The 24,247-nt window shown below is 47.4% G+C and carries 25 protein-coding genes, 1 tRNA gene and 1 pseudogene; 8 read left to right on the top strand and 19 right to left on the bottom strand.

Going from position 1 to position 24,247, the window contains the following annotated elements:
• Positions 1-49: 49 nt before the first annotated feature.
• Entirely contained in the window at positions 50-1,432 is a 1,383-nt protein-coding gene (locus ACN0TF_RS06180; RefSeq protein WP_417441206.1) for an NAD-dependent succinate-semialdehyde dehydrogenase, read from the bottom strand.
• A 193-nt stretch (positions 1,433-1,625) separates the two neighbouring features.
• Positions 1,626-2,237 carry a TetR/AcrR family transcriptional regulator gene (locus ACN0TF_RS06175; protein WP_417441205.1) on the bottom strand — a complete coding sequence of 204 codons (612 nt, stop codon included), beginning with the start codon at positions 2,235-2,237 and terminating at the stop codon, positions 1,626-1,628.
• Between the two features lie 107 nt (positions 2,238-2,344).
• Here ACN0TF_RS06175 and ACN0TF_RS06170 point away from each other — a divergent pair.
• A pseudogene (locus ACN0TF_RS06170) lies at positions 2,345-2,482 on the top strand (MGMT family protein); the annotation flags it as partial.
• 66 nt (positions 2,483-2,548) lie between these two features.
• Here ACN0TF_RS06170 and ACN0TF_RS06165 read toward each other — a convergent pair.
• The 3 genes from ACN0TF_RS06165 to ACN0TF_RS06155 all read right to left on the bottom strand — a co-directional run bounded on the left by ACN0TF_RS06165 (position 2,549) and on the right by ACN0TF_RS06155 (position 4,224).
• On the bottom strand, positions 2,549-2,671 hold the full coding sequence (locus ACN0TF_RS06165; RefSeq protein WP_255801540.1) for a hypothetical protein: 123 nt from the start codon (positions 2,669-2,671) through the stop codon (positions 2,549-2,551).
• A 173-nt stretch (positions 2,672-2,844) separates the two neighbouring features.
• Complete coding sequence (locus ACN0TF_RS06160) at positions 2,845-3,207, bottom strand: zinc ribbon domain-containing protein (protein WP_417441204.1); 363 nt, start codon at positions 3,205-3,207, stop codon at positions 2,845-2,847.
• 54 nt (positions 3,208-3,261) lie between these two features.
• The gene (locus ACN0TF_RS06155; protein WP_417441203.1) at positions 3,262-4,224 is read right to left on the bottom strand and encodes a calcium/sodium antiporter; all 963 of its coding nucleotides are present in this window, start codon (positions 4,222-4,224) and stop codon (positions 3,262-3,264) included.
• Positions 4,225-4,379: 155 nt separating this feature from the next.
• Here ACN0TF_RS06155 and ACN0TF_RS06150 point away from each other — a divergent pair, with 155 nt between their 5' ends.
• Positions 4,380-4,796 (top strand): YqaA family protein, encoded by a 417-nt coding sequence (locus ACN0TF_RS06150; RefSeq protein ID WP_011233330.1) that lies wholly within the window; start codon positions 4,380-4,382, stop codon positions 4,794-4,796.
• 40 nt (positions 4,797-4,836) lie between these two features.
• Here ACN0TF_RS06150 and ACN0TF_RS06145 read toward each other — a convergent pair whose 3' ends face one another.
• Together ACN0TF_RS06145 and ACN0TF_RS06140 are read right to left on the bottom strand one after the other, a co-directional pair.
• Complete coding sequence (locus ACN0TF_RS06145) at positions 4,837-5,298, bottom strand: DMT family transporter (protein WP_417441202.1); 462 nt, start codon at positions 5,296-5,298, stop codon at positions 4,837-4,839.
• 9 nt (positions 5,299-5,307) lie between these two features.
• Positions 5,308-5,742, bottom strand: coding sequence for a DMT family transporter (locus ACN0TF_RS06140; protein WP_417441201.1), 435 nt, complete (start codon positions 5,740-5,742; stop codon positions 5,308-5,310).
• Between the two features lie 96 nt (positions 5,743-5,838).
• Here ACN0TF_RS06140 and ACN0TF_RS06135 point away from each other — a divergent pair, with 96 nt between their 5' ends.
• The 3 genes from ACN0TF_RS06135 (at position 5,839) to ACN0TF_RS06125 (ending at position 7,918) form a co-directional block, all read left to right on the top strand.
• Entirely contained in the window at positions 5,839-6,777 is a 939-nt protein-coding gene (locus ACN0TF_RS06135) for a LysR substrate-binding domain-containing protein (protein ID WP_417441200.1), read from the top strand.
• 103 nt (positions 6,778-6,880) lie between these two features.
• Positions 6,881-7,459, top strand: a complete 579-nt coding sequence (locus ACN0TF_RS06130) for an HD domain-containing protein (protein WP_417441199.1) — start codon at positions 6,881-6,883, stop codon at positions 7,457-7,459.
• A gap of 33 nt (positions 7,460-7,492) precedes the next feature.
• Complete coding sequence (locus tag ACN0TF_RS06125) at positions 7,493-7,918, top strand: bifunctional diaminohydroxyphosphoribosylaminopyrimidine deaminase/5-amino-6-(5-phosphoribosylamino)uracil reductase RibD (protein ID WP_417441198.1); 426 nt, start codon at positions 7,493-7,495, stop codon at positions 7,916-7,918.
• A 99-nt stretch (positions 7,919-8,017) separates the two neighbouring features.
• On the opposite strand, the gene ACN0TF_RS06120 is transcribed toward ACN0TF_RS06125, so the two are convergent.
• From ACN0TF_RS06120 to ACN0TF_RS06110, 3 genes are all read right to left on the bottom strand, one after another.
• Positions 8,018-9,334 (bottom strand): type II toxin-antitoxin system HipA family toxin, encoded by a 1,317-nt coding sequence (locus ACN0TF_RS06120; protein WP_417441197.1) that lies wholly within the window; start codon positions 9,332-9,334, stop codon positions 8,018-8,020.
• Complete coding sequence (locus ACN0TF_RS06115; protein WP_417441196.1) at positions 9,334-9,606, bottom strand: helix-turn-helix domain-containing protein; 273 nt, start codon at positions 9,604-9,606, stop codon at positions 9,334-9,336. Before ACN0TF_RS06115 ends, ACN0TF_RS06120 begins: the two co-directional genes overlap by 1 nt.
• A 396-nt stretch (positions 9,607-10,002) precedes the next feature.
• Positions 10,003-10,776, bottom strand: a complete 774-nt coding sequence (locus tag ACN0TF_RS06110; protein WP_417441195.1) for a type IV toxin-antitoxin system AbiEi family antitoxin domain-containing protein — start codon at positions 10,774-10,776, stop codon at positions 10,003-10,005.
• Positions 10,777-10,993: 217 nt separating this feature from the next.
• On the opposite strand from ACN0TF_RS06110, the gene ACN0TF_RS06105 reads away from it, so the two are divergent.
• On the top strand, positions 10,994-11,404 hold the full coding sequence (locus ACN0TF_RS06105; RefSeq protein ID WP_417441194.1) for a helix-turn-helix domain-containing protein: 411 nt from the start codon (positions 10,994-10,996) through the stop codon (positions 11,402-11,404).
• 72 nt (positions 11,405-11,476) lie between these two features.
• Here the strand turns inward: ACN0TF_RS06105 and ACN0TF_RS06100 are convergent, their stop codons facing one another.
• From ACN0TF_RS06100 to ACN0TF_RS06075, 6 genes are all read right to left on the bottom strand, one after another.
• Positions 11,477-12,736, bottom strand: coding sequence for a serine hydrolase domain-containing protein (locus ACN0TF_RS06100; RefSeq protein WP_417441193.1), 1,260 nt, complete (start codon positions 12,734-12,736; stop codon positions 11,477-11,479).
• An 87-nt stretch (positions 12,737-12,823) separates the two neighbouring features.
• Entirely contained in the window at positions 12,824-13,888 is a 1,065-nt protein-coding gene (locus tag ACN0TF_RS06095) for a helix-turn-helix domain-containing protein (RefSeq protein ID WP_417441192.1), read from the bottom strand.
• A gap of 137 nt (positions 13,889-14,025) precedes the next feature.
• Positions 14,026-15,249 carry a peptidase S41 gene (locus ACN0TF_RS06090; protein ID WP_417441191.1) on the bottom strand — a complete coding sequence of 408 codons (1,224 nt, stop codon included), beginning with the start codon at positions 15,247-15,249 and terminating at the stop codon, positions 14,026-14,028.
• A complete protein-coding gene (locus ACN0TF_RS06085) occupies positions 15,246-16,196 on the bottom strand; it encodes a GlxA family transcriptional regulator (RefSeq protein ID WP_417441190.1) in 951 nt (316 codons plus the stop codon). Before ACN0TF_RS06085 ends, ACN0TF_RS06090 begins: the two co-directional genes overlap by 4 nt.
• Positions 16,197-16,453: 257 nt before the next feature.
• Positions 16,454-16,530, bottom strand: a tRNA-Arg gene (locus ACN0TF_RS06080).
• An 82-nt stretch (positions 16,531-16,612) separates the two neighbouring features.
• Positions 16,613-17,557 (bottom strand): helix-turn-helix transcriptional regulator, encoded by a 945-nt coding sequence (locus ACN0TF_RS06075; RefSeq protein WP_417441189.1) that lies wholly within the window; start codon positions 17,555-17,557, stop codon positions 16,613-16,615.
• 126 nt (positions 17,558-17,683) lie between these two features.
• Here ACN0TF_RS06075 and ACN0TF_RS06070 point away from each other — a divergent pair, with 126 nt between their 5' ends.
• A complete protein-coding gene (locus tag ACN0TF_RS06070; RefSeq protein WP_417441188.1) occupies positions 17,684-18,322 on the top strand; it encodes a glutathione S-transferase family protein in 639 nt (212 codons plus the stop codon).
• A gap of 63 nt (positions 18,323-18,385) precedes the next feature.
• On the opposite strand, the gene ACN0TF_RS06065 is transcribed toward ACN0TF_RS06070, so the two are convergent.
• Positions 18,386-19,948: a serine hydrolase gene (locus ACN0TF_RS06065; protein ID WP_417441187.1), complete on the bottom strand. Its 1,563-nt coding sequence runs from the start codon at positions 19,946-19,948 to the stop codon at positions 18,386-18,388.
• 196 nt (positions 19,949-20,144) lie between these two features.
• Here ACN0TF_RS06065 and ACN0TF_RS06060 point away from each other — a divergent pair, with 196 nt between their 5' ends.
• Complete coding sequence (locus ACN0TF_RS06060; RefSeq protein ID WP_417441186.1) at positions 20,145-21,680, top strand: leucyl aminopeptidase family protein; 1,536 nt, start codon at positions 20,145-20,147, stop codon at positions 21,678-21,680.
• 55 nt (positions 21,681-21,735) lie between these two features.
• Here ACN0TF_RS06060 and ACN0TF_RS06055 read toward each other — a convergent pair whose 3' ends face one another.
• Positions 21,736-23,094, bottom strand: coding sequence for an amidohydrolase family protein (locus tag ACN0TF_RS06055; protein ID WP_417441185.1), 1,359 nt, complete (start codon positions 23,092-23,094; stop codon positions 21,736-21,738).
• Between the two features lie 149 nt (positions 23,095-23,243).
• Complete coding sequence (gene cydB / locus ACN0TF_RS06050; RefSeq protein WP_417441184.1) at positions 23,244-24,245, bottom strand: cytochrome d ubiquinol oxidase subunit II; 1,002 nt, start codon at positions 24,243-24,245, stop codon at positions 23,244-23,246.
• Positions 24,246-24,247 lie beyond the last annotated feature (2 nt).

Raw genomic sequence — 24,247 nt, 5'->3', positions numbered from 1 at the left:
CCACTCATTGAAGAGTGGCCGGAAAGTTAAAAGCTAACCCTGCGTGGAGTTACTCCTTAACCACGTTGATTGCCTTAACATTAACAAACTCATGCATGCCAAAGCCGCCATGTTCACGCCCGTAGCCTGAGTCCTTAACGCCACCAAAGGGCATCTCTGGTGTTGCAACGCCGAAGCCGTTTATGAAAACCATACCGGTATCGAAGTATTTGCTCGCCAACTCAGTGGCACGCTGCACATCTTTTGAGATAATACCACCACCAAGGCCGTAACGGCTGTCGTTAGCTATGCGCATAGCGTCTTCGTCATCCTTAGCACGAATCAATGCGGCAACTGGGCCGAACAGCTCGTCATCATAAGCGGGCTGACCCGGCTCGACATTTTCCAGCACGGTCACCGGATAAAAAGCGCCTTCGCCGTCTGGTTTCTCCCCGCCACAAAGTATGCGGGCGCCTTTACTCACGCTTTCTTCAACCTGTTTATGCAATTGGTCTCGCAGATCAACACGGGCCATAGGGCCTACATCCGTATCGCTTTGCGTAGGGTCACCAACTTTCAGAGCTTTCATCTTCTCAACATAGCGCTCTTTGAATGCCTCGTAGTTAGCCTCGGTCACCACGAACCGCTTGGCAGCCACACAAGTCTGTCCGGTGTTGAATACCCGTCCCATAACGCAGGTATCCACCGCAACCTCGAGGTCGGCATCGTCGAGCACCAGGTACGCATCGTTAGAGCCAAGTTCCAGCACCGTCTTTTTGAGGTGCTTAGCAGCCTGAGTCGCCACTTTACGTCCTGCGCCGTCGCTCCCGGTGAGAGTTACACCACGTACCAGTGAGTTAGCAATGACTTCATCGGAAGTCTCGTGGGAAATTACCAACGTGCGGAACACGTTTTCGGGTAGTCCTGCTTCGCGATAAATTTTCTCCAGCAACAAGCCGCTACCGGTAACGTTTTCAGCATGTTTCAGCAGCACAGTGTTGCCGGCCATGATATTAGCTATCGAATAGCGCACGACTTGATAAGCGGGAAAGTTCCATGGCTGAATGCCGTAGACGATACCAATTGGCGAATAAGTGACAATACCGCGCTGACCATTGCTTGGCTTGCGTTCTTCATCGGCCAGCTCTTCTGGGCCATGTTCAGCGGTGTAGTCGCATATACCCACGCATAAGTCGATTTCCTGACGCGCCTGTTCCGGCAGCTTGCCCATTTCTTTAACCATAAGGTCGGAAAACTCTTCCTTGTGTTCCTGCAGAGCCTTACCGATAGCTTTCACACTCTTAGCACGCTGCTCCAGCGACTCAAGACGCCATTGTAAAAATGCAGCGTGGCTCTCCTCAATTATTTGAGTGGCCTCGGCAAGATCCATTTTCGTATAGCTTTTCAGCTGTTCGCCGTTAGAGGGATTGATCGTAGTAATTTGGTTACTCATTCTATCTCCCGTTCATTGTCTATAAATAAACATTGGTAAATTCTCTAAACCAATCAGGTTTTAGATCGACGTGTTTTAACGCCTCGCGCTATAGACGACCGGTCTATTCTTAACTGTAGCGGACAATGAGCAATTCTGTCAAATCGATTCAGAGTGATGACCCGGGGACCCGGGTATGGCGGATAACTGGCTTTTAATCCTTGATATCGCTGCAATCCAGCATTAGAAGAGTTGAATTCCGCGCTTGATGCAGTGGTTCCTTGTCCTGGCTTAACTTAGCGAGCAATGCCGCACCCATCCACATCTGGTAAAGCATCCGAGCCAATTGAAGGGGCTGAACTCCGTCAGCTAGCGAGCCGTCATTACGACCATTCTCAATCAAAGTCGCAATCTTTACTATGAGCTGCTGCACGCCATCATCCAGGATTTGCCGCATAGTCTCAGACATATCCGCAACCTCAGCTGCAAGCTTCACCACCAGACATTCTTCCGCCCAACCACGTGTCGGGTCATCAGGGTCAGCTATCCAGGCATCCCAGTAACGCATTAAATTGTCTCGGCCACTACCCGATGCCGTAAACAGCTGATCAAACTTACATCCGTAATCATCGGTATACTCTTTCAACAACTCACAACCAAAGGCTTCCTTAGATGGGAAGTAATGATAGAAAGAACCTTTGGGGATACCACAACTCTTAAGAATTTCCTGCAATCCGACAGCAGCAAAGCCTTTTTTGAGTACCAACCGGTACCCCGTTTCAAGAATGTGCTGGCGTTTGTTTGCAGCTTTTTTTGTTAGTTGCATTAATAGAACCTCTAATTACGTCGCCGGAACGTGCCTAATTTTCTAAATAGCTTTAAGGCCTACAATATAACTTAAAATAGAAGTACTTATTAGCAAGAAGAAGGATCTTTAATACTGTTGGCTCTAACCCTGTTGCCATGCTAATTCCGTGTCACCGCATTATTCAGAAAAGTGGTGCTTTGGGCGGGGATCGCTGGGGTTCCACGAAGAAAGAGATGATTCAGGCTTGGGAACTTCTGTGCTAAAAACTTTATTAGCTCCTACAAAAAAGCCCAGCATAAATCACACTGGGCTCGGGATTGCGTAATTAATTACGCTTTTTTAGCAGGTGCATGCTCAGATTGCTTTTGGTCTTTTTGCTGACCGGGTGCTGCCTGCTTCTGTTCGCCTGGTTTGTTTGGCGTTTGTGAACCTTTATTTTTTTGCGTATCCATTGTCAACTCCTTAAAGAGTTTGTCAGCATCATTCAATTATGACGCTATTTTAAAGTGTAGACGGCTCTTAGAGATATGTATGTCCATTACCGCAAATAACTTCGTATTTCTTCCTTTCTCTTCGCAAGCATCTAACGATATCTCAACGGATAGCAGCCCCACGCGCGCAGTCATTAAGAATTATCAGGCTTTGAGCTGCGTGATAAAGAGTGCGAACGCCAGATTCGAAAGCGCGTCACTATGTACCAGATAAGACCGCCGATAAACATAACCAGAGGTATCACATTGATTTCGTTACTTTGCTGAGATTCCTCAGAGGTTAAAAAGAACCAGAGCACACCCACGATAAGAATAACGAGCGATAACACGCCTTGTATCTGCAAACTTTTCGATGTGTTCTCGGAGGTAATCGTGCTGTTTTCGCCAGGTTGGTTCTCTTGTTCCGACTTTTCACTCTTCACAAAACCACAGGCCGGACAGCTATAGTTATTATCCAGTACCTGATCTTCACACTTTGGACATTTTTCAAATGCCATTGAGGTACCTCTCTGTTTTATTGATGAGTGTTCATTGTTTAGTGTAGTCAAAAATTACGCAAAAGCAGTAAAACTTAACCCCACATAAGCCACATAACCGGCCAACAATACACCGCCTTCCATTCGGCTGAGGCGACGCCCGGTGTACAGGAACAGTAGTAGGACTACGGCTGTACCCAGCATCATCCATTGATCGAACTGCAAAATACGCTCGGGCACCGGAAGTGGCTGAAGTAGCGCGGAGATGCCTAAAATACCAAGCAGGTTGAATATATTACTGCCAAGAATATTACCCACAGCGACGTCAGCATGACGACGAAGCGCAGCCATTACCGACACAGCGAGCTCCGGCAAGGATGTACCAACAGCAACCAGAGTTAAACCAATAACCGCTTCGGAAACGCCAAAGGATTCCGCCAGTCCAATAGCCCCTGAAAGCATCACACGCGAGCCACCGATTAGAAAAACCAGCCCAATCAGAACGGCCATAACTATCCACAGTGAGGTTTTCGGAACTGCCGTTAATTCCTCTGCTTCTGCTTTATGCATGTCAGCAGATGGTCCAGCATGCTGACGCTCAGAGCGGTAAGCCCAGATCAAATAAGCGAACAAAGCAATCAGAAGGATAAAGGCATCGGTGCGTCCGAGGGCACTGCCACCTACTAATACCAGAAATAGTACCGATGCACCGACCACAGTAACGGCGTCGCGGCGCAGCGCCAAAGGCTGAACGGCCATTGGCATAATAACCGCACAAACACCCAGAATAAGGAGAATATTACCGATATTGCTGCCGACCACGTTACCAATGGCAATATCAGGTTGACCAGTCATAGCTGCGTCAATAGAAACCACCAATTCCGGAGAGGAGGTACCAAAGCCAACAATGACCAGACCGCTGAGCAACGGCGAAATGCCGAAGCGCTTGGCCGCAGCCAACGAACCACGAATGAGCGCTTCACCACCGAAAGTTAACAGCACCACACCTAAAAGCAGTAACAGCAGATCAATAACCATAATGATTACCTTCAGTAAACGAACCGACTAAGTATTTCAGTCTACGGTAGATTTTAAATTTTAATAGCCAATAGTAGGTGAAATCCAATTATTAACACATTATTTCCAGTACGCTGATGACATCCGTTATAAGCTGTGCCGCGTAATAGGGTTTTATGTACTTAAGTATATTTCTAACAGCGTTTCTGGCCGCCACAATACTGCCAGCTCAGTCTGAGTTTGTGGTCGTGGCAGCCCAGCGCATGGATTACGATGTCTGGATAATCTGGTGGCTGGCCTCAATCGGTAATACGCTGGGGTCAGTGGTCAACTATGTTCTGGGTCGTTTTTTGGTACGGTATCAGGATCGCCGCTGGTTCCCGTTCAAACCAAAATCTCTTGCCCGTGGTCATCGCTGGTTTGAACGCTTTGGTAAGTGGTCGCTGCTGATGGCCTGGGCACCCTTCATTGGTGACCCTCTCACCTTTATAGCCGGTATGCTGCGATTAACCTTCTGGCAATTTTTGATTCTGGTTTTCATTAGTAAAGCTGGCCGCTACGCTATTTTGCTGGGTATTACGCAGCTATTTTGATGCGCTGTAACGGCCTGCCTGGTCGAAACGCGCCGACCCCCTAAGCCAGTTGCTTTTTCTCGTTCTTAATACTCGAGTGTATGAAAAACAGAGCAACGCCCAGGCAAAGCACGGCACCAATTCGAGAGGCCGAGAGAGTAACTTCTGAGTTATCAAACCAACCAAGGGTGTCAATTAAAACACTCATCGCGAGTTGACCAAAAATAACCGCCACAGTCGCGACCGCGGTTCCTATCTTCTGTACTGCAAGTACCATAATGACAATATAAGGAACGCCACATAAAGCACCGAGTAATTGCCATTTCGGAACATCTGCTAGCGTCATCGCGTAGCTGGGTTCGAAATAGAAAATGAGCAACCCGGTAATAATGGCGCCCAGCAAGAAAGTCAAAAAAGCACTTTTAAAAACACCAACTTTACTGCCAAGCTCACCGTTTACGGCAGCCTGAATACTCAGTGCAGCACCGCCCACAATGGCGATAATAATCATTAATAATGTCATAATACTTCCTTAATCCAGCGCCATGAGAACGAGTGCGACAACAATAAAAAAAAGTGCAATGAAGCGCCTACCATCGACTTTACGAGATGGCGTACCAAACAAACCATAGTGGTCGATAATAAAGCTCTTGGTAATTTGCCCGACCAAGATTCCGATCATAGTCATGGCAATGCCAATGACCGGAACGGTCAGAGTCAGTGCAACTACATACACCGGACCTAGCAAGCCCCCTGTAAGTGTCCACGCGGGTTGTGATGAGAACGAAGGACTATTGCGAGGACTGAAAAACAGCATGAGAAGGAAGGTCAGCGCAGCGCCGACTCCAAAAATACTTAATGTCGCCCAGAGCTTTCCAACCTGTGAGCCAAGCGGTCCAAGCAGCCCAGCCTCAACTGAAAGGCCCATGCCAGCAAGTACCGTTAATAAAACTATAATAATTTGCATAAGCTACCTCTTACTTTTCAAGAACAGCAGCCTACCCTAGACTCAGCAACCGAAAAATGGGAAAGTTCACTAAACTCCTTTGCAAATTCTGCACAAATGAACTCAATTAACGCAATAAACCTCAGAGCACTTCAGTTTTTTATCGACGTATATGACAGCAAAAGCTTCTCAGTCGTGGCTCGGCGGGAAGGTGTGTCACCCTCTATGGTTTCGCGGGTAATTCAGCAGTTAGAAGATTCGTTAGGCCAGCAGCTGTTTTATCGAAATACCCGGGCGATTATGCCAACCGAGTCAGCTCGCATATTCATTGAGTTTGCTCGCGAAACCAAGGAACAATTTCTTGATGTGCGCAATAAACTGCAAGATAGAAAGGATGAGCCGGAAGGTATAGTCAGAATCAATGCGCCGGTTTATTTCGGACAACGACATATTGCACCCTGGTTACCAGAACTGTTTCTGCGCCATCCTAAACTTCGTGTTGAACTCACTCTAACCGACGACTACGTTGACCCGCACCTGGAGCCTGCGGATGTTATTTTTCGAATTGATACTCTGAATGATTCGTCACTACATGCGCGAGTTTTAGGGAACCAGACTTATCATCTGGCAGCCAGTCCGGAATATGTGAAAACACACGGCGAACCTCACACTCCAGAAGATCTAACTCAGCATAATTGTTTGGTCTATAGCGGAACATCAGGACCAAACCGCTGGCTTTTCAAAGAACCGGATGGCAACTGGCACCAACAGGCAATCACCCCTATTTTAGCTTCTAATAACGCAGATACTCTGCTCACCTCTGCATTAAATAGTACAGGTATTGTGCTTTTCCCGGACTGGCTAATTGGCGACTACCTGAAAAATGGCAGACTAGTGAAACTACTTAAAGACCGCCCTACAGCCATAAGAACAACACCGCAATACATTGCAGCTATTTATCCTGACTCCCGGCACCCACCGCTCAATGTAAGAGCAGTAATTGACTACTTCGTGGAAGTTTTTGGCTCGCCACCGTATTGGCATTACGGTGAGTAGAGCTAAGCAATTCACACCTATCGCAGTCAAAGTGCGGTGGCTAACTAATTTTGTCACCTAATTAGAGGTGCTATCATGCACCATAAGGCAATTAGGTGACAAAATGAAAAAAATAGAAGAAATCCTAAATTTCATAATTGAGATAGAAAAACTAAAAGGCGTGCAGCGCAAAACGAAACCTGTGGGATTTGAACGCTACGAAAACTCAGCGGAGCACAGTTGGCACGTTTGTCTCTCCGCTTTGATGCTAAAAGATTTTGCCAATGAGCCGGTAAATATCGAGCGCGTTATCAAGATGCTCCTTATTCACGACCTTGGTGAAATAGACGCTGGTGACACCATTATCTATGCCAGCGAAACGAACGAGTTAAAAGGCGAGGAAGCAGCCGGTATTAAACGAATTCTGAGCATTTTGCCCGATGGCATGGAACATGAGTTCATGGGGTTATGGTATGAATTCGAAGCGGGTGAAACTCCAGACGCCCGGTTTGCAAAAGCGATAGATAGGGTACCACCCCTGCTTCATAATATTCATGGTGACGGGCACAGCTGGAAGGCACATGGAATTACGAAAGATAAGGTGTTTTCCGTAAACCAACGGATTGAGAGCGGCAGCAAAGAGCTTTGGTCTGTCATGCGCGGTAAACTTGAGGCCGCTGTTAATGACGGAACTCTTAAGTAAAGCGGTCTTTTAAACTGAATTTGAAGGTTTCAAATGTCTGAAAAATTCATGCTGGAAGCTTTGAAAATTTCCAAACAAGCGCTTCCCCACTGTGAACCGAACCCTCCTGTCGGATGTGTACTGGTTAAAAATGACCAGATAGTATCCAAAGGCTTTACGCAGGCCATTGGCGGAAGTCATGCCGAAGTAGAGGCTTTAAATGCTCATTCAGGTGACCTCAACGAGGTGACTGCCTACGTTACGCTCGAGCCTTGTTCTTTTGTCGGAAGAACCGCTGCGTGCGCGAGCACGCTTCTCGCTTCGGGTATAAAACATGTGGTTATAGCCATGCTTGACCCGGACGTAAGAAACAATGGTAAAGGAGCAGAAATACTGAGAGCGGGAGGCATAAAAGTTGAGGTCGGCCTGTGTGCTGAAATGGTGGCTCAGTTCCTTACGCCTTACTTAGGAAAATCGTAGAGATCTTGGGGACCATCAATAGCTTATATCAACAAATTTAGGCTAAAAGTCAAAAAGTAGCGCCCAGAAAGTATCCGCTAAACTCGTGGTCAGTGACCACTACAATTCGATGAGTAGTCGGCGTTTACGCTCTTGCATGCCATCAAAGATTGGTGTCGAAACCCTTGTCGGGAAATCATTGGGTAAATCGTCTTTTACTCGTTCAATAACATCATCAACCTGATCACAAAGGCCAGTGATAATTTCACTCATTCTGGTCGGACTGAATTCAGCTTCTTTCGCCGCGTTTAAAAAATGACGCTTAAAAATTTGATAGATGTTCCACTTTTTACCCCCCGTCCCCCGCAAGCTCATCGCAAGTTTCAAGTCGCGAATATTGAGGCCTGTTCCACCCACAGCAGTATAAGCAGAAATAATGTCGTACAAAGGCGTTAAACGGAAAGCCCCATAAGGCTCAATATGTACAGAGAAATTCTTTGCGTGCCCATCAGTCGCGCCTAATAGAAAGAAAAGAACCTGTGCCCCCATAAAAACCTCACGGTCATACGTAGATTCAGCAGACCCCTGAAGATGCTTCATAATACTGGCAATCGATGGCCCATTATCCGATTCGTACTTTCGTGCAGATGGTAGGCCAAGCACCTGGCAATAGTCTTCTTGAGGGAGTCGCATTAACCAGGAGTGATCACTTGAATATGTGCGATCAAAACGCTCAATGGCGAGGGCTTTAACATTTGGTGTGATAATTACCTCACAATCCGGTGCTTCAAAACCGAATGCTCGTGCAATTTTTAAGCAGAGCATTTCATTTTCGACGCTGTCACTTAAATCGATTGTGTGATCGTGGCTTTGAATCTTACCAATCGGAAGTTTAACGATATGAGTAGTCGGCGTGTTTCCATTTGGAATACACCATGCACCATCTATTTTTAACAGGGCTGTTTTTTCCTGAGCCCCAGCAATTGATATTCTAAAATCATCCAACTCCCGAAGCATGCCCAAAGGTGCCTTGGACTGGTAGCCTTTTAAAACACGTTCTAACTTCTCTTCGGTGAGTTTTTCATAACGCAGTTCACGAATATTCCCTGGTTTTTCTCCTGCCGGGACGAACTGCAATGCACCAACACTATCTTTCCCAATAGCCGCCAGTAGATCAAATGCTTGATCGGAGTCGGCTTGATAACGGGCAACAATCCGGTCTCTAACTTCCTCATTGTCAGGCAGCAGGTTATCAAAAAAGTTAATAACCTCGCGCCCTGAATAAGCGTCATGGCGTAAGGGCATAGACAAAGAGATTGGCCGTGCACCCTCTTTATCAATCCACATCTCATCATAACGAAATGTGTGAGCGCCGGAATCATTTCGACTCAGGTGACCTACGCGGTAGCCGTTCATATAGACGTCGAGCGTATTCATTACCACTCCTCAGTCCATTCATCACCAGGCGTTGACGAATCAACGTTCTTCTTCAGAACGGTGCCTTTAGGTTTCACTGCCAGCTCGAGCTCTAAAGCGGACAGCAAGCGAAACAACGTATCGAGCTGCATTTTCTCTGGCATTGATTCAAACTTAGAGACCGTCCCCTGCCTAAGTCCGACTAAATCACCAACCTTAGCTTGACTCAGGCCGCGATGTCTTCGTTCATCCCGTAGGTAGATCGATAATGCTTTGGGATCAGTAATTTTCATTACATCCTCTCTTATACGCAAATTCGTATGAAACCAGTATTATACGCAACTCCGTATAAGTCAAGATATATACGCGAGTGCGTATAACTTTACATTTATACGCATTCGCGTATAAAATAGATACTCTATTCATCTTACACATGAAAACTTCCCCGTACTTAGCTATCCAAAATCGGATCTAAGGTCAACGAAAGTTTTCCAAGTTTTTTCAGCTTCCAGCTAACCGCCGGTAGCCGATCAATACCATCAAGCCCGAGTAATGACCAATCCGGTTAGCGTGATTTAAACGTCAAAAGAAACGCCCTCTCCTCTTTAACTTCAAATGAGCGTATGACAGTCACATTCTGAATTTCGGCTGTGAGCTTCTTACCTATTTGCTCCAGTATCCATGATAATTTACATCTCCTTGGGTACCGTGATTTGCCATTTGCTTTCCAGACGCCCATCTACCGCTACGACTCTCTTACCTGACCCTAAATCGTATTCCTCTGGCCTCAAGTATTTAAACCAAGGCTGTTGATTACGCTCCGCTAACCAAAAAAATAACCGTTTCACTTTTACATTAAGGCAGCCTTTTAACAGCGTATCCAACTTACGAGGTGACAAGTTATGTAACCCCTGAAGAAGCGCGTCAGCATGCTCGAAACTGACGTGCTTAGGCACCTCGTTGAGCACTTCCAGATAGGCTTTTTCAACACACGAATACGTTATTTCCGGCAGACCTTTTGACCATCCATAATGACGGAGAACGCGTTGGTCGCACATTAATGATTCTGGCCACAATCGCTTCGTTCCGTGCCATTCGAAAGTAGCTTCCACACCAGTTTTATCAACCCATGCAGGCAGCTTCTCAGGACAATATAGACCAATCGTAGGTTTTCCACTTTGATTTACGTAATGGCTTACACCATTTAACTCTAGAGCGGTCAGGCCACCCACATTGACCGGGAACGTCGCCATTCGCTGCAGTGAAACCACAACACCTTGCCAGGTTGGGTAAGCTTCTTCGCGATAATAGACCCCGGGCGTAGCAACGATTAAGGCTCCTCGTCGGACGGAGTTGTCGATATAGTGCAAACTCAAGCCCTGCTCTTGTAGCCAACGCTTCGTTGCTATCATACCGAGAGGAAGTTTTTGCTTTAGCGTTTTGCCTGCTTCATGATTTAACATGTGATGCTCTTTTGGTTTACAATATAATTTATACACGTTAATTATCGACGTGAATAATGCATTAGTCAAACTAAAGGGACAGGAAGACCGTAAACCTGTGGTTAGCTTCTCTTGGCCACTACAGTTAGTGTCGTCCGTCTGTCGTGTATATTTCGTGACCGACACCGACGTTGTTGCTTCATCATTGAGCCTGAATACAGATACCAGGAGAATTTAAATGATTAAAAAATTGCGAGAGCGTAAGAATTGGTCTCAAGAGCAATTAGCGATAATGTCAGGCTTGAGTGTAAGAACAATTCAACGTATAGAAAGCGGTAATAAAGCAAGTATGGAATCTCTTAAATCACTGGCCTCTGTGTTCGAAATCGATGTGTCGAAGCTAACAGAGGAAATTACTGTGATTGATAAAGAATCTAAATACTGGAAGCAACAACCGGTCTGGTTCAAATTAAGTTTGTTTGGCGTCAATAGAAGAAATAAGCTCGTTTGGGTCGAGTACTTAAGCGTGTTGCTAGGACTGGTAACCTGGATTATACATCCAGACATTTTTGCGACATCTGCTTTTTTCTTAGTTGCTTACTTAATAAGTAAATTAGTAAACAGGGCGGATAGCCGGAAAATTTGGTAAAGAATGAGGAGCAAAGGCAGTCAATGCAGAATACCAGCGTGACTGCCTAATCTATTCAGAGAAAATACCAGTTTATTTCGGCTGAAATTGTTGCTGAGCCTTTATAAAAGTCCGGGCAAGTTCCGTAGAAACGCTGCCGAAATCCCAAAAGTTCTCTGTCTTGGCGTTAATATTGACCGCTACTGCCATGTTGTATTGAGGGATAACCATCAACCAGCTTTGTGAGCCTCGGGACACGCCACCATGATTGGCAATCATCAATTCCCCGATACCCTCACCGTAATCGTATGCGGGCACGCGCCAGCCAATGGCATAGTGCTGCTCATTCTCTTCTCCGTTGTTGAGCGTCTGTACTGTCCAGAATTGCTTTCGAACGTCCGCCGAAATAAATCCATTATCGATAAATCCCATCCCTAACTTAACCAAATCTGAAGGCGTTGAAATAAAACCACCTCCGGCTAGGCGATGACTCAGATCCACATTCCGCCATGGTCTGACAATAGGCTTCGACTCGTCACTTCGCCAGTAAAAGCGAGCCATATCTGCCGTGGTTTCACTTATCGGCGGCTCGGGATAAGTTTGCTCCATGCCGAGGGGCGTAAATACTTCGGTTTGCATCAATTTCTGATAAGGGGCGTTACCGGCTTCCTGTATTACTGCGCTGAGTAACACTGTGCCTAAGCTGGAATAACTGAAGTCTTCGCCAGGAGCAAATAACAGCTCGCTGTCGTCAAATAAATGGACGGCATCCAGTACATCCTCATAACGGGTGTTGAGAGTCATAAACCGGTAGAGTCCTGTCCATTCCGTACTGTCACCGTAATGGGGAAGTCCCGCCATATGCGAGGCCAGTTGCCGCGCAGTAATCGTTTTCCAGTTCGGATTCAGGTTGCCCACATCGAAGGAGCCCAAAGGCGTGTCTAAACCCAGATTATTTTCCTGCACCAGACGCGCCAACAATGTCGACGTAAGGGCTTTTGAGGTACTGCCGATACGAAACTGCGTTTGTTTGCTAACCGGCTTGTCAGCCTCTATATCGGCCCAGCCTGCGCCTCCCGCCCAAACCAGCTTACCTTCTATAGCAACCGCCGCTGAAATCCCCGGACTATTGATATTCTGTCGATTCGCTTTGAGTATGTCTGTCGCGTTCTCTGCGGCTTGTATGTATCGGTCATCTTCTACCTCGGAAAAGCTGGGGCTTTCCACTGGAATTGTCACATAGCCCCACGGCGGCATTGGAGCCTCTCCCCGGTGAGCATAAAACTGATAAACGGGTGCGAACATTATGTAGCTAGCGATAAGAATAACAGTGAATAAGGCAAGTTTGCGCATTGCATGCTCCTGAACATTCAATTGACGATGGTTCAGGAAACTAGACAGATCAGAAGCTCATGTCTTATTGATACTGAAAACTTATGATCATTTTTGAAATCGATCACGATATTCACGGGGAGTCATGCTCATTTGTTGTTTGAAGGCGCGGTTAAAAGGCGCAATAGAATTAAACCCAGCTTCCAACGCAATGGTAAGTATGGATTCTCTGGCACGGTTTGGATCCGACAAAGCTTCACGTACGGCCGGTATGCGATAGCTATTCACGAACTGAGTGAAGTTATCAAAACCCATTTCAGAATTGATTATCTTGCGCATCTGATGCGCCGGTACCTTCAATTCACTTGCCAACTGATTTATGGACAAACCATTCTGAGTGTAAAAACCACGGTTCATGGTTTCAGAAAGCACTGTAACTAGGGGGTTATCCTCAATATGAGTAGCTTCCTGCGCTGCACTAGAATTGTTCGGCGCAGACGGCGACTTCGTTGATACGCCTTTTGAGGTCTGGATATATCCCCAGGTAAAATAAATACTCACCAGCAACGCCGTAATTGCATTGCCAAGACTGAAAAGCCAGTAATCCTTCAAGTTCGACTGACTCAACTCAACCAGCGTTAAGATCACCATATAAAAGCTGATGGCGGTGATCATAATCAACCTAAGTCTCCGGCGCCTTTCAACTAGATCATCTTCAAAGCCTCTAATTGCATCGATAAGAGTGTATACCAGTATCGACAAGCCCAACACGTGATGCAGGTCGTGATAGATTCCCCTGCCAACCTCAAACAAGAAGAAGTAACTCACCCATAGCAGCCACACAATGACGAACAGCTGTACCAACCGTGGCACAGCGGACAGAATTAATTTGCTTCTAGTATGCAACCAGTAAAGGTTCAGCAACACCAGCGGGGTGAGATCTGTGAGCAATAGCAGCGGAGGACGCAGCCAGCCATAGTGGTGATTAGCTATCGGTGCGGTGAGTAGCAGATAAGCGATACAACAAACTACCAGAAACCCATAACTCAAGGCTATTTTTGGCTCGGCACGATGACAGATGTTCAGCAGCAAACTGAATAGCACGCCTACAGCGGCAAAGCGACTGAATAAGTCCACAACCAGCAGAGGGGTCAGCAGTATAGAATTGTCCATAGGGTGGTAAGTAATTCAGGCCGTTGGGAATTGAGAGAGTAAAACTTATGCCGAAGTTATTCAACAGGGACTGATTTTGAGGCGTCAGAGTGTCAATGGTGCCCGGGGTATTACAGTTTTACTCACTATATCGGTAACTAAAAATGTTCCAACGCCCTCATTAAAACTATATCTAAGCCTTCTTCATACTCTGCCCAGGACTGGGTAACCAACTCCTCAGGATACACCGCGTCCGTTGGCTTTTCTAAAAAGGGATAGTAGCGAATTGACAGGCTCAGCTTCCGTTTAGAATTAGGTAATTCAAAACGGTAACTTTCAGAAAAAGTGTTTGGGTCTCCGCCGGTAGGTTCACCTATTATCGTTGCATTAAAAAGTTGTTTAAATTGCACAACATTGCTCATAGCTGCTGAAAAAGTGTGTCCATCTGTCAGCAGAATAGCGCCAGTAAGCCAGTCAAATTGCTTCAGTGGCAACAGGCAAGATGAAAAAGCGAGTCCCGTGTAAAAATTACCACCACCGTTACCACGGAAATCAATGATCAGGTGCCGAGCATTGCTGGATTCAAGCTTTGACTGCAGGGCAGCACAATTATCAAGCACATCCTCTAAGTCAGGATAGCGCCGAAAGCGAAAATATGCGGTGGTTTCATTGACTATATCGAGCTGTATCCCCGGCATAGCTATGTCCTTCATGGCCAAAGCGGGTTTACGTGCTTGATAAGGAGGTTCTATTTGGCCAAATAATTCCATCGAAATTGGCTCCATATAATGCGTCGAAAGTGAGCTACCGCTTCTAGTGACAAACTCAGCTTCCTCCCCATCGGCTACAATTCCCAAACCAGTCAAAAGCTTAGCTAAGGTCAGATGAAATTCAAAACTGACTTTTTCACTAAATTCATTATCTACTCCGGCAAGATAGTGTTTGAGTCGCTTGTACAAGCCTGATGTCGGCACGCCATTGATGCTAACCAGCTCACTGCCCAGTAGATGCTCATAATCTTCAGCTGCCGCAATTATCCGCAGCTCATCGCCAAAGTACTTAAACCGCAAAGGGAAATGACGGTGAGGGCCTGACATCATGAAATAATTACTATGCCCGTCACTTAGCGAAGATGTTAGACCCATTAACCTAGTTTCTATTTGAACTTCGGAAAGGGTGTCGAGTTCTGCCTTTAATGTTGCAATCCGCAGATCAAATTCTTTTTCAGATAGCGTATGGAATGGCTTAATGTGTTTGGTTTTCACCTGCTCAACGTAAAAATCAATATCTTCTTCCCATTCCGTCACTTGATGCTTGGGCAATGCAACAGCCTGAGAGCACAAAATCGCAAATAGGCACATCAGGTTGAGTAATTTCTTCACGAGTGAATTCCTTTTGTGAAAGTTGATGGTGAAACAGAGAACTGTCGATAAAATGCCCTACGGAAACTATCGTAGCTGTTAAAGCCAATACGGTAAGCGACCTGCTCTACACTGATGTTTTCATTGCCCAACAAATCCCGAGCGTAGTTAAGCTTTAGCTTTTTAAAAAAAGAGCTTGGCGTGCAGTTCAGGTGTTCTTTGAAAATACGAGTAATCTGCCTCTCGCTAAGATTAATAAAGCTTGCCATATCACTAACTCTTATCGGCCTGTCTACATTTTTAGCGAGCCAGTCAAGAAGAGGAGAGAGCTTGAGACTCTCGCCCGATTGCAGCTGTAACATGTCGGAATATTGGTTCTGCGACCCTGCACGCTGGACATATACGACCAACTCTTTTGCTACCTTAGCGGCGATTGCATTACCATGGTCTTGGCGAATGATAGCAAGCGCTAAATCAACCCCGGACAGTACTCCTGCCGACGACCACACGTGGCCGCTATTCACAAAAAGGGGCTCACTTTGGATATCAATTTCGGGGTTGCGACGCGCCAAGTCGTTGCAGTGCCGCCAATGAGAAGTCATCGTAAGAGTCCGCTCTGGAAACAGCTGCGCAAGGATAAACGCACCGGTACAAATACTGAACACTCGCTTTGCTTTACTGGCGATTTTACGCAGTTGTTCAAGCTGCTTTACGCTTAAAGAAAGCGTACGCATACCGTTCCCACCGCAAATGACCAGGTCGTCTAGTTCAAACTCGTCATCTAAGCACAAATCAGCTTCCATCTGCTGCCCATAAACAGTTTTCACCGTACCTTTTTGTAAGCCCAATAAGCTGGCTTTATATGCGTTAGGTACAAACGAGTTTGTTTCCATAAAAGCATCCAGCGGACCGAATAAGTCCAATGCCTGGAAACCATTTGCGATAAAAAATACTTGATGAACTGTCATTGCTCTCCTCCACAGGCCCAATGTACGGGAAATGACTTTGGCAGTTAATTCATAAATACGACAAAAAAAGACATCGTAGAAAAATTTTACTGTAGATGACTAACGAAGTTACTGCTTTTGAGAATAGGGCCTTTTTGCTTGATATAAAAAAGGAGGAGGTAGAGATCAAAATAACTATGCCGCACCCCTAAGATCACCAGTTTGGACACAAGAGAAATTTAGTTAGTAGTTACTATCAATGCGAGAACTTCAAAAGATGGCGCGCCCGACAGGAGTCGAACCTGTGACCTCCGCCTCCGGAGGGCGGCGCTCTATCCAGCTGAGCTACGGGCGCGTAGTTAGGAGTCTTCAGAGCAGGCGTGGATTTTAGGGAATATCCGCTGCAATGTCCAGTGCTGCAAACCGCGCATGTACCACTAACAATAACCCATAAGCTGCTCGGCGCGTCGCCGCAAGGCTTGTTTCAAGCTGTCGGGGCTTATAATGGTGAAGTCGAAAGGTAAGCGAACCAGCCACCAGGCAAACCAATCTGTGCTGTCTACCACGGTTTCAATAAATATCGCGTTGTCTTCCTGGGTTAAAATACTGGCGCTTGTGCCTAGCTCGCGGGTCGCTGTGTCCAGGTCGGTATGTAATAAAACTCGCACCTTCAGGTTGCCTGGCATAGCACACAGGCTTTGTTTGAACTGTTCGGCGGCGTTGTAGTTTAAAGGCCTTTCAAAGGTCGCTTTAAGTAATGTCACTTCGGCTAAACGGTCTAATCGAAAGGTACGGAGCGCTCGGCGCAAATGGCAGAATCCGCCTATATACCAGTGCCCTGGCCTATAGAACATACCGTATGGATCTAGCTCGCGCTGCTGCCCGGGCTCAGCTTTGCCCACATACACAACTTGTACCCGCCGCTGGCTCTCTATGGCTTCCATTAACGGCATTAATAACGACTGCTCCTGCGGCAGCCCAGAGTCGGGCAATAACAGGTTTGTATGCTGAGTAATGGAACGAGCTCTTGCCTGAATATGCTCTGGCATAACGCGCTCAAGTTTCGCCTGAACGCTGGTCAACGCCGGCGATGCATCGGTTAGTTGAAGAGTTTTCGCTGCCAACAAGCCTAGCGAAAGCGCCAGCGTTTCTTCATGAGTAAACATCATCGGCGGCAACTTAAAACCGGCAACCAGCATATAGCCTCCATGTGGGCCATGCTCTGTGGTAACCGGAATACCCAACTCCTCAAGCGCACTGATATAGCGCCTGACTGTGCGTTTATCCACGCCTAGCATTTCTGCAATTTCAGTACCGTTCAAGCGCTTGTGGGACTGCAATAACTCCAGTAAGGCGAGTACTCGTGTTGTTGGGCCGGTCATAATTTTCCTGATAAAAGGCGATGAAAATAAATTTAGATAAATATTTTTATATAGGCCTAATTATGACCTATATAGCCAATATAGTTCTTATCAGAAATAAAACCCATAATAAAAAGGAGCTAAGCTATGAAAGAAAATATGTCTAAAAACAACAAAGAAATCGTTTTCTATACTAACCCTGAGTCTCGAGCACGCGTTGTTCGCCGTATGCTGGAAGAGGTTGGCGAGCCGTATACGGTCAAAGTACTTAACTACAATGGCGAGATGAAAACACCCGAGTATCTGAAAGTTAATCCGTTAGGGAAGGTTCCGGCAATACAACACGGCGATTTGGTTGTTACGGAAACCGCGGCGATTTGTGCCTACCTTGCCGATCAGTTTCCGGAAAAAAACTTAGCCCCACCGCTGGACAGCCCGGAACGGGGAACTTACTACCGTTGGTTATTCTTTGCGGCCGGCCCGGTGGAAATGGCCAACAGCGCCAAAGCCTGTGGCTGGAACCTTGAAGATAACCTGCAAATGGTTGGCTCTGGTAGTCACGACGATGTTCTGAAAGCTCTTGAATTAGCCGTTTCTAAAGGACCTTACATTTGTGGCGAGCAGTTTACCGCGGCAGATGTATACGTTGGTAGTCATATTAGCTGGGGCATGCAGTTCAAAACGCTGGAGGAGCGCGACTCATTCAAACGTTATGTTGAACGCATTGAGAAGCGCCCCGCTTTCAAGCGAGCAACGAAACTTGATGACGAATTGAGTAAGGGTTGAAGCTTCTGAAGACAGGCAGCCAGAAAGTTCTGGCTGCCTGTCGGTTATTCGACATTTATCCGACTATTGCTTTTCCAGTTTTAGATTATGAAAATCAAAACTAAAGTCGGTAAAATCGGCTACGGCATCCATGGTTGCGGCTTCTACCTGATTGCTCTGACTCACATCGAATTCAATAAAGGCATCCGCTTCTAATAGCGGCTCGTCCCAGCGCACAATAAAGGTATTGCCGTTGTAATGCTCCAGCGAACCTTTCAGCATATTGGTATGGGTGAAATCTATACGCAGAGCGTCACCCTGCTCAGAAATAACGACATCACCATACCAGTCATCTTTATAAGTTCCCGAGTATGTAGACAACGCCAACGCAGGCTGCGGATCATCAACTGCTTCTACCTTAAAATCGGCCTTTTTCTGAATGAACTCATGATATTTTTTGCTTTCCTTTGCCACCCAGTCCTGATCAGGCACACCCAGAATTTCTTCCAGAGACTCTTGCACTATAGCGGTTAAGGCACCGAACGCCTGCTGGTTACTCATAACCGTAATGGCGAACTCTTCCTCAGGGATGACCGTTGTAAAGGACAACATTCCCAGAATACCGCCACTATGAGACACATGCTTAACGCCGTAATAATCTTTCACGAACCAACCTAAACCATAACCTCTGAAATAGGTGCCCTGCTCTGCCGCATCGCCTGATACCGGCAATGGCGTGGTCAGTTGCCACATGTTATGCAACGACGCTTCGGTAAACAAACGCTCTCCTGTGGGTGTCTTGCCTTCATTCAGCAGGGTCAGCAACCAACGGCTCATGTCATCTGCGCTTGCCGCTGTTGCGCCAGCCGCCGAAAAGTCCTCAAGAAAGTCGAGCGGAAAACGATGCAGTTCACCATCCACTTCAATGGTACCTACCGCCACATTGTTGTAACCCTCATCAATGCGCGAAAAGCCGATAGTGCTCTCATCCATCTGCATAGGTTCAAACAACGTTTGTTCCACATACTGCTGGTAAGGCATATTCGTAACTTCGCTGATCACTTCGCCCGCCGTGACGAACATCAGGTTGTTGTAGTCAAAACGCTCACGAAAGCCATGCTCAATGGGCACATTGGCTAAGCCGGCAATCACCTCGTCGGTGGTTTTGTCGGTGTTCGGCCAAATCATCAAGTCGCCGGCACCCAACCCAAGACCAGAGCGGTGACTCAACAAGTCACGAATAGTTAGCTCTCGGGTAATATAAGGGTCAGCCAATTTAAAGCCCGGCAAATGCTCAACGACTTTATCGTCCCATTCCACTTTTCCCTGCTCAACTAAGGTGGCCATAGCCGCAGCAGTAAAAGCCTTGGTATGCGATGCTATACCAAACAGAGTTGTTGACGTAACCGGTTGCTGCGACTCGATATCCCGAACGCCGAAGCCCTCGGCTAAAATCACTTCGCCGTCTTTAACCGCAACAACAGCCAAACCCGGAATATTAAAAGCTTCCAGCGATTGTTCCGCGGTTTGACGAATTTTCTTCTCTAGAGATATACCGTCTTTTTTATCTGCGGACGCTTGTTCTGAGCAAGCCAGTAAGGTACTTGCGGCAAGACTTAAAAACAGAACTTTAGTTAGGTTTTTCATGGCAATTCCTTTTTATTTTTTGTAAAGACTACCACAAGTATTTTGAATTTCACTTTTCGGTAAACGTGTTCTTAACGCCACTACCTGATTCATCGTGCTTTTATCGGGTTTGGCCTTAATCGCTTTGCCTGTCAGTGGGTTATGGTTTTATAGTAACTGCAGATAACTCAAGAAAATCTAATTCAAGGAAAACACTATGTCGTTAAAACAAATTATGAGTGCGTTGACCGTCTCTTCAGTTTTGTCGCTGCCCACAGTGGCCAGTGACTACTTAGATACGTCAACGAGCTTCTCAGATGAAAACAAAAACACCAAAACGCGCGTTATTTTTGTGCCGGAAGGTGCTGCAGTTGAGCTACCGGAATGGTCAGGCTCTGATGTAAACGCCGTTAGCCGCGCTGCGGAAATTGAAGAATTTAAAGGCGAGGCATCGCAGTTAACCACAGTTATTGCGCCTGAAGGCACCAAAGCCAATCACCTGCTTCTGGCTGGCGTCGGTAATCCGTCTGAACTGTCCCGTTTTGAAGCCGAGAAGCTAGGCGCCTCTATTGCTGCCGCTTTAAAGCCTGAGCTAGAGAACGTGGTTTTTGACACACGCCTAATTGGTAATCCAGGCATTGCTGCCGAATTGAGTTCGCACATTGCCCACGGTATCGACTTGCGTAACTACCGCTTTGACCGTTATCAGTCTGAACCTAAAGAACGCCCGCAAACTGCGTACCACTGGTTAGTGAACAGCCCTGATATGGCAGAAAAAAAGTATCTGGCCTCTCGCGCAATTGCTGAAGGCGTATTTGTTGCCCGCGACATTACCGCTCTGCCCGGCAGCGACGGCTACCCTGAAGCCATTGTGAAATTAGCTCAGGAAGCCATGAACGATATGGATATCGAACTGACAATTGTCACGCCAGAACAAGTTGAAGAAATGGACATGGGCCTGCTTCATGGCGTTAGTAAAGGCAGCCAACACGGCTCTTACCTGCTGGCCGCACACTATAAGGGCAGTAACGCTGACCCAATCGCATTGGTCGGCAAAGGTAATACCTTTGACACCGGTGGTTATAACTTAAAAACCAGCTCGTCTTCTATTTTACGCATGCAGACCGACAAAGCTGGCGCAGGCGCGGTCATTGGGGCTGTTATGGCATTAGCGGCACAAGAAGCACCGGTAAATGTGGTTGCTGTAGCACCACTGTCGCACAACCTAATTTCAGGCACAGCAACTCTGCCCGGAGACGTCGTTAAAGCCGGTGACGGTACTTTGGTAGAAATAGCTAACACTGACGCAGAAGGTCGACTGATTCTTGGTGACGCCAACTGGTATGCCAACGACAAATTCAAGCCTCGTGCCATTGCCAATATTGCGACCTTAACCGGTTCGAAAGTTGGCGCTCTGGGTACAGGTTATGCAGCGTTGTTTGCATCTGAGGACGACTTACGTAGCACGATCATTGAAGCCGGTAATGTCACTGGTGAAAAAGTCTGGGAGCTGCCTTTAGAAGGCTATGATGGCATTATAGACAGCCCGCTGGCCGATATTCGTAACATTGGTTCTCCGGGCACACAGGCGGGCGCAGCGTTTCTTAAGCACTTTGCTGGCGACACCCCGTGGATCCATATCGATATGGCCGCTGACGCTATGGTCAGTTCTGATACCGGTATTCATCCGGCAGGACCAACCGGCTTTGGTGTGCGCTTGTTAACTGAGTGGGTTCATCAGTTAGAACAATAAGCAACACCAGGTCTCTCATTAAAAGGCACCCGCCAATGGGTGCCTTTATTTCTGTCTACTGCGCGTAAGCCGCCCGAATTTCCTCAACCTTCTTATCAATAGCTTCACGGCTTAACCACTGCCCGCGCACCATAACCCCTTGGTTCTCTCGCAGAGTATCTGGGTTCTTCAGAGGGTTATCCTTTAACAAAATAAAGTCAGCCCGGTGTCCGGGAGCAATGCGTCCAAAGGTATCCTGTTCGGCAAAGTAGTCGCCGGCCGCTACTGTGGCAGAACGCAAAATATCAGCCATAGGTATACCGGCTTCTGACATCAGCTGTATTTCGTGGTGTATGGAGTAACCCGGAACACTGAACAACTGTGGCGCATCGGTTCCAAAAATGATTTCAGCGCCGCCTTCGTGCAGGGCGTGCAATAGCTTTTGCCGATTTTCCTGCTGCACTTGTGCCTGTTCCTGATTGAAGTAACTGCTGGGGTTATCGTAATAGTTTAGCCAGCCTTCGCGAACCGCCTCTGGTACCAACTGAATTTCCGGATAGTCTTTCAGCTTGTCTGGATCAGCCGCACCTATCAGGGTTTTCCATAAGGCCTGGGTGGGCACAACCGCAACGTCTTGTTCCAGCGTCATAGAAACCAGCAAATCGAGCTCGTCCTGCGTTATTTCTCTGTTCATAGCATCAACGTAAGCGAGGTAACCGTTCAGGTGGTCAATGGTTCTCTGGCCTGCTTCCATGGCGCGTTTTAATCCGACATCTGCAGGCACATGTCCGGCAAAATCCATACCCGCCTGGCGAGCCGTACTAGCCATGGCCTCATACTCTTCAAGGGTTAACCCCGGGTGCACTTTAAGTAAGTCCCACCCTTCATCGCGTTGTGCAATGACCCGCTTCGTCACCTGCTCAACCGACTCAATGGTATTGCCACTGAAGCTGGGGCCGGCCAAGTATAACGTTGGACCCTGCCGCTTACCCGATTCAATATCGGACTTAAGCTGCAACTGGTGCGGATACCCCAGCATGCCACGCACCGTTGTTACACCATTGGCAATGTACAAAAACAACATATCGTCTGCGTAACGTTTGGGGAAGTCACCAAAATCTGTTGCCGGCGGCACATGGCCGTGCATTTCTGCCATGCCTGGTAAAACGTATTGCCCTTCGGCATCAATGACCTGCGTGTTATCGTCAAAAGCCGGGGCTTCAGCGTTCTCAAACACACCGCTGATGTATCCGTCATTAACCACCAACGTCTGCTGCTCACTGACATTGGGTTCACCCTTAAGCCAATCAACAAGGGTCACGTTTTTAATCACGTAATCTGCACTGCGAGTATCATTACTCTGGGGCTCTGCATTGTTACAAGCAGATAAAAATAAGGCCGCAACGGATGCGGCCAGAAGGTGAGTCAATTTCATTTTGGTTGCCTCCGGCGTCAAGTCTGCCTTTAGCCTAGCGCAAGCTTAGAGTAAAGCCCAGCGGATCAGGCCACCCACTAAGGTGACCGCCAGTACGCCCAGGCACCATAACCCCACAAACCACAGCCATTTTTTAAGTACAGGCTTCATCAGTCGTGGTATCCGCTGTCAGGGTCAACTTTGCCGCGAAACACCCAGTAGGTATAACCGGTGTAAGCGAAGATCATCGGCAACAGGAACACAGCACCCACGAGTAAGAACTTCAGGCTGTTGTCCGGTGCAGCGGCTTCCCACAAGGTAATGCTGCGGGGTACCAGATACGGGAATATGCTGACCGCGAAGCCGGTGTAAGCCAGCAGGAACATGCCCAAACCCCATAGGTAGGGGCGCCCTTCCTGTTTTCTATGCAGCGAACGCAGTAAACCAATGGTCATCACCGCCAGCAGTATTGGCAAAGCCCATAGACCAACGGAAGCCGGGTAAGTGAACCAGCGCTCGGCAATGAACATATCGACATAAGGTAAGTAAAGGCTCACAAAGGCAATACAGGCCACCAGCAATATCGTGGTGTACCAGCCGGCACGGTAGCTTTGACGCTGCAGGTCACCGCTGGTTTTCATCACCAGCCAGGTCGCGCCCAGCATCATGTAGCCGATAACCACCGCCACGCCGCAGAAAAGAGTAAAGGGTGTCAGCCAGTCGAACCAGCCGCCGGAGTATTCCCGTCCGGTTACCTGAATGCCCTGCAGCATAGCGCCCAGCATAATGCCCTGACTCATGGCCGCTATCAGCGAGCCGGTAATAAAGGATAAGTCCCAGATGCCTTTGGCGCGTTTGGTTTTAAAGCGGTACTCAAAAGCCACGCCGCGGAAAATAAGCCCCAGCAGCATAGCAATAACAGGCATATAAAGCGCCGGCATCAGCACCGAGTAAGCCAGTGGGAACACCGCCAGCAGACCGCCGCCGCCCAGCACCAGCCAGGTTTCGTTACCGTCCCAGACCGGCGCCACGGTGTTCATCATCACGTCACGGTCTTCTTCTTTTTTGAACCAGGGAAACAGCAGCGCTATCCCTAAGTCAAAGCCATCGAGTGCGACGTAAGCAAATACGGCGACCGAAATTAATATTGCCCAAATCAGTGCGTAATCCATAG

Source organism: Idiomarina sp. (genome assembly GCF_048265525.1).
Classification (GTDB): Bacteria; Pseudomonadota; Gammaproteobacteria; order Enterobacterales; family Alteromonadaceae; genus Idiomarina.
The sequence above is the reverse complement of the archived record's forward strand: the minus strand, read 5'-3'. Positions and strand labels throughout refer to the sequence as shown.

Excerpts from the sequence above, each read along its gene's own strand:
- ACN0TF_RS06165 (WP_255801540.1), bottom strand. The coding sequence starts at position 2,671 with ATGGATACGCAAAAAAATAAAGGTTCACAAACGCCAAACAAACCAGGC.
- ACN0TF_RS06160 (WP_417441204.1), bottom strand. The coding sequence starts at position 3,207 with ATGGCATTTGAAAAATGTCCAAAGTGTGAAGATCAGGTACTGGATAAT.
- ACN0TF_RS06075 (WP_417441189.1), bottom strand. The coding sequence starts at position 17,557 with ATGACCGGCCCAACAACACGAGTACTCGCCTTACTGGAGTTATTGCAG.
- ACN0TF_RS06095 (WP_417441192.1), bottom strand. The coding sequence starts at position 13,888 with ATGGACAATTCTATACTGCTGACCCCTCTGCTGGTTGTGGACTTATTC.
- ACN0TF_RS06125 (WP_417441198.1), top strand. The coding sequence starts at position 7,493 with ATGTCTGAAAAATTCATGCTGGAAGCTTTGAAAATTTCCAAACAAGCG.
- ACN0TF_RS06070 (WP_417441188.1), top strand. The coding sequence starts at position 17,684 with ATGAAAGAAAATATGTCTAAAAACAACAAAGAAATCGTTTTCTATACT.
- ACN0TF_RS06060 (WP_417441186.1), top strand. The coding sequence starts at position 20,145 with ATGTCGTTAAAACAAATTATGAGTGCGTTGACCGTCTCTTCAGTTTTG.
- ACN0TF_RS06135 (WP_417441200.1), top strand. The coding sequence starts at position 5,839 with ATGAACTCAATTAACGCAATAAACCTCAGAGCACTTCAGTTTTTTATC.
- ACN0TF_RS06065 (WP_417441187.1), bottom strand. The coding sequence starts at position 19,948 with ATGAAAAACCTAACTAAAGTTCTGTTTTTAAGTCTTGCCGCAAGTACC.
- ACN0TF_RS06145 (WP_417441202.1), bottom strand. The coding sequence starts at position 5,298 with ATGACATTATTAATGATTATTATCGCCATTGTGGGCGGTGCTGCACTG.
- ACN0TF_RS06155 (WP_417441203.1), bottom strand. The coding sequence starts at position 4,224 with ATGGTTATTGATCTGCTGTTACTGCTTTTAGGTGTGGTGCTGTTAACT.
- ACN0TF_RS06130 (WP_417441199.1), top strand. The coding sequence starts at position 6,881 with ATGAAAAAAATAGAAGAAATCCTAAATTTCATAATTGAGATAGAAAAA.
- ACN0TF_RS06110 (WP_417441195.1), bottom strand. The coding sequence starts at position 10,776 with ATGTTAAATCATGAAGCAGGCAAAACGCTAAAGCAAAAACTTCCTCTC.
- ACN0TF_RS06175 (WP_417441205.1), bottom strand. The coding sequence starts at position 2,237 with ATGCAACTAACAAAAAAAGCTGCAAACAAACGCCAGCACATTCTTGAA.
- ACN0TF_RS06085 (WP_417441190.1), bottom strand. The coding sequence starts at position 16,196 with ATGACAGTTCATCAAGTATTTTTTATCGCAAATGGTTTCCAGGCATTG.
- ACN0TF_RS06120 (WP_417441197.1), bottom strand. The coding sequence starts at position 9,334 with ATGAATACGCTCGACGTCTATATGAACGGCTACCGCGTAGGTCACCTG.
- ACN0TF_RS06055 (WP_417441185.1), bottom strand. The coding sequence starts at position 23,094 with ATGAAATTGACTCACCTTCTGGCCGCATCCGTTGCGGCCTTATTTTTA.
- ACN0TF_RS06180 (WP_417441206.1), bottom strand. The coding sequence starts at position 1,432 with ATGAGTAACCAAATTACTACGATCAATCCCTCTAACGGCGAACAGCTG.
- ACN0TF_RS06115 (WP_417441196.1), bottom strand. The coding sequence starts at position 9,606 with ATGAAAATTACTGATCCCAAAGCATTATCGATCTACCTACGGGATGAA.
- ACN0TF_RS06150 (WP_011233330.1), top strand. The coding sequence starts at position 4,380 with ATGTACTTAAGTATATTTCTAACAGCGTTTCTGGCCGCCACAATACTG.
- cydB (WP_417441184.1), bottom strand. The coding sequence starts at position 24,245 with ATGGATTACGCACTGATTTGGGCAATATTAATTTCGGTCGCCGTATTT.
- ACN0TF_RS06105 (WP_417441194.1), top strand. The coding sequence starts at position 10,994 with ATGATTAAAAAATTGCGAGAGCGTAAGAATTGGTCTCAAGAGCAATTA.
- ACN0TF_RS06140 (WP_417441201.1), bottom strand. The coding sequence starts at position 5,742 with ATGCAAATTATTATAGTTTTATTAACGGTACTTGCTGGCATGGGCCTT.
- ACN0TF_RS06100 (WP_417441193.1), bottom strand. The coding sequence starts at position 12,736 with ATGCGCAAACTTGCCTTATTCACTGTTATTCTTATCGCTAGCTACATA.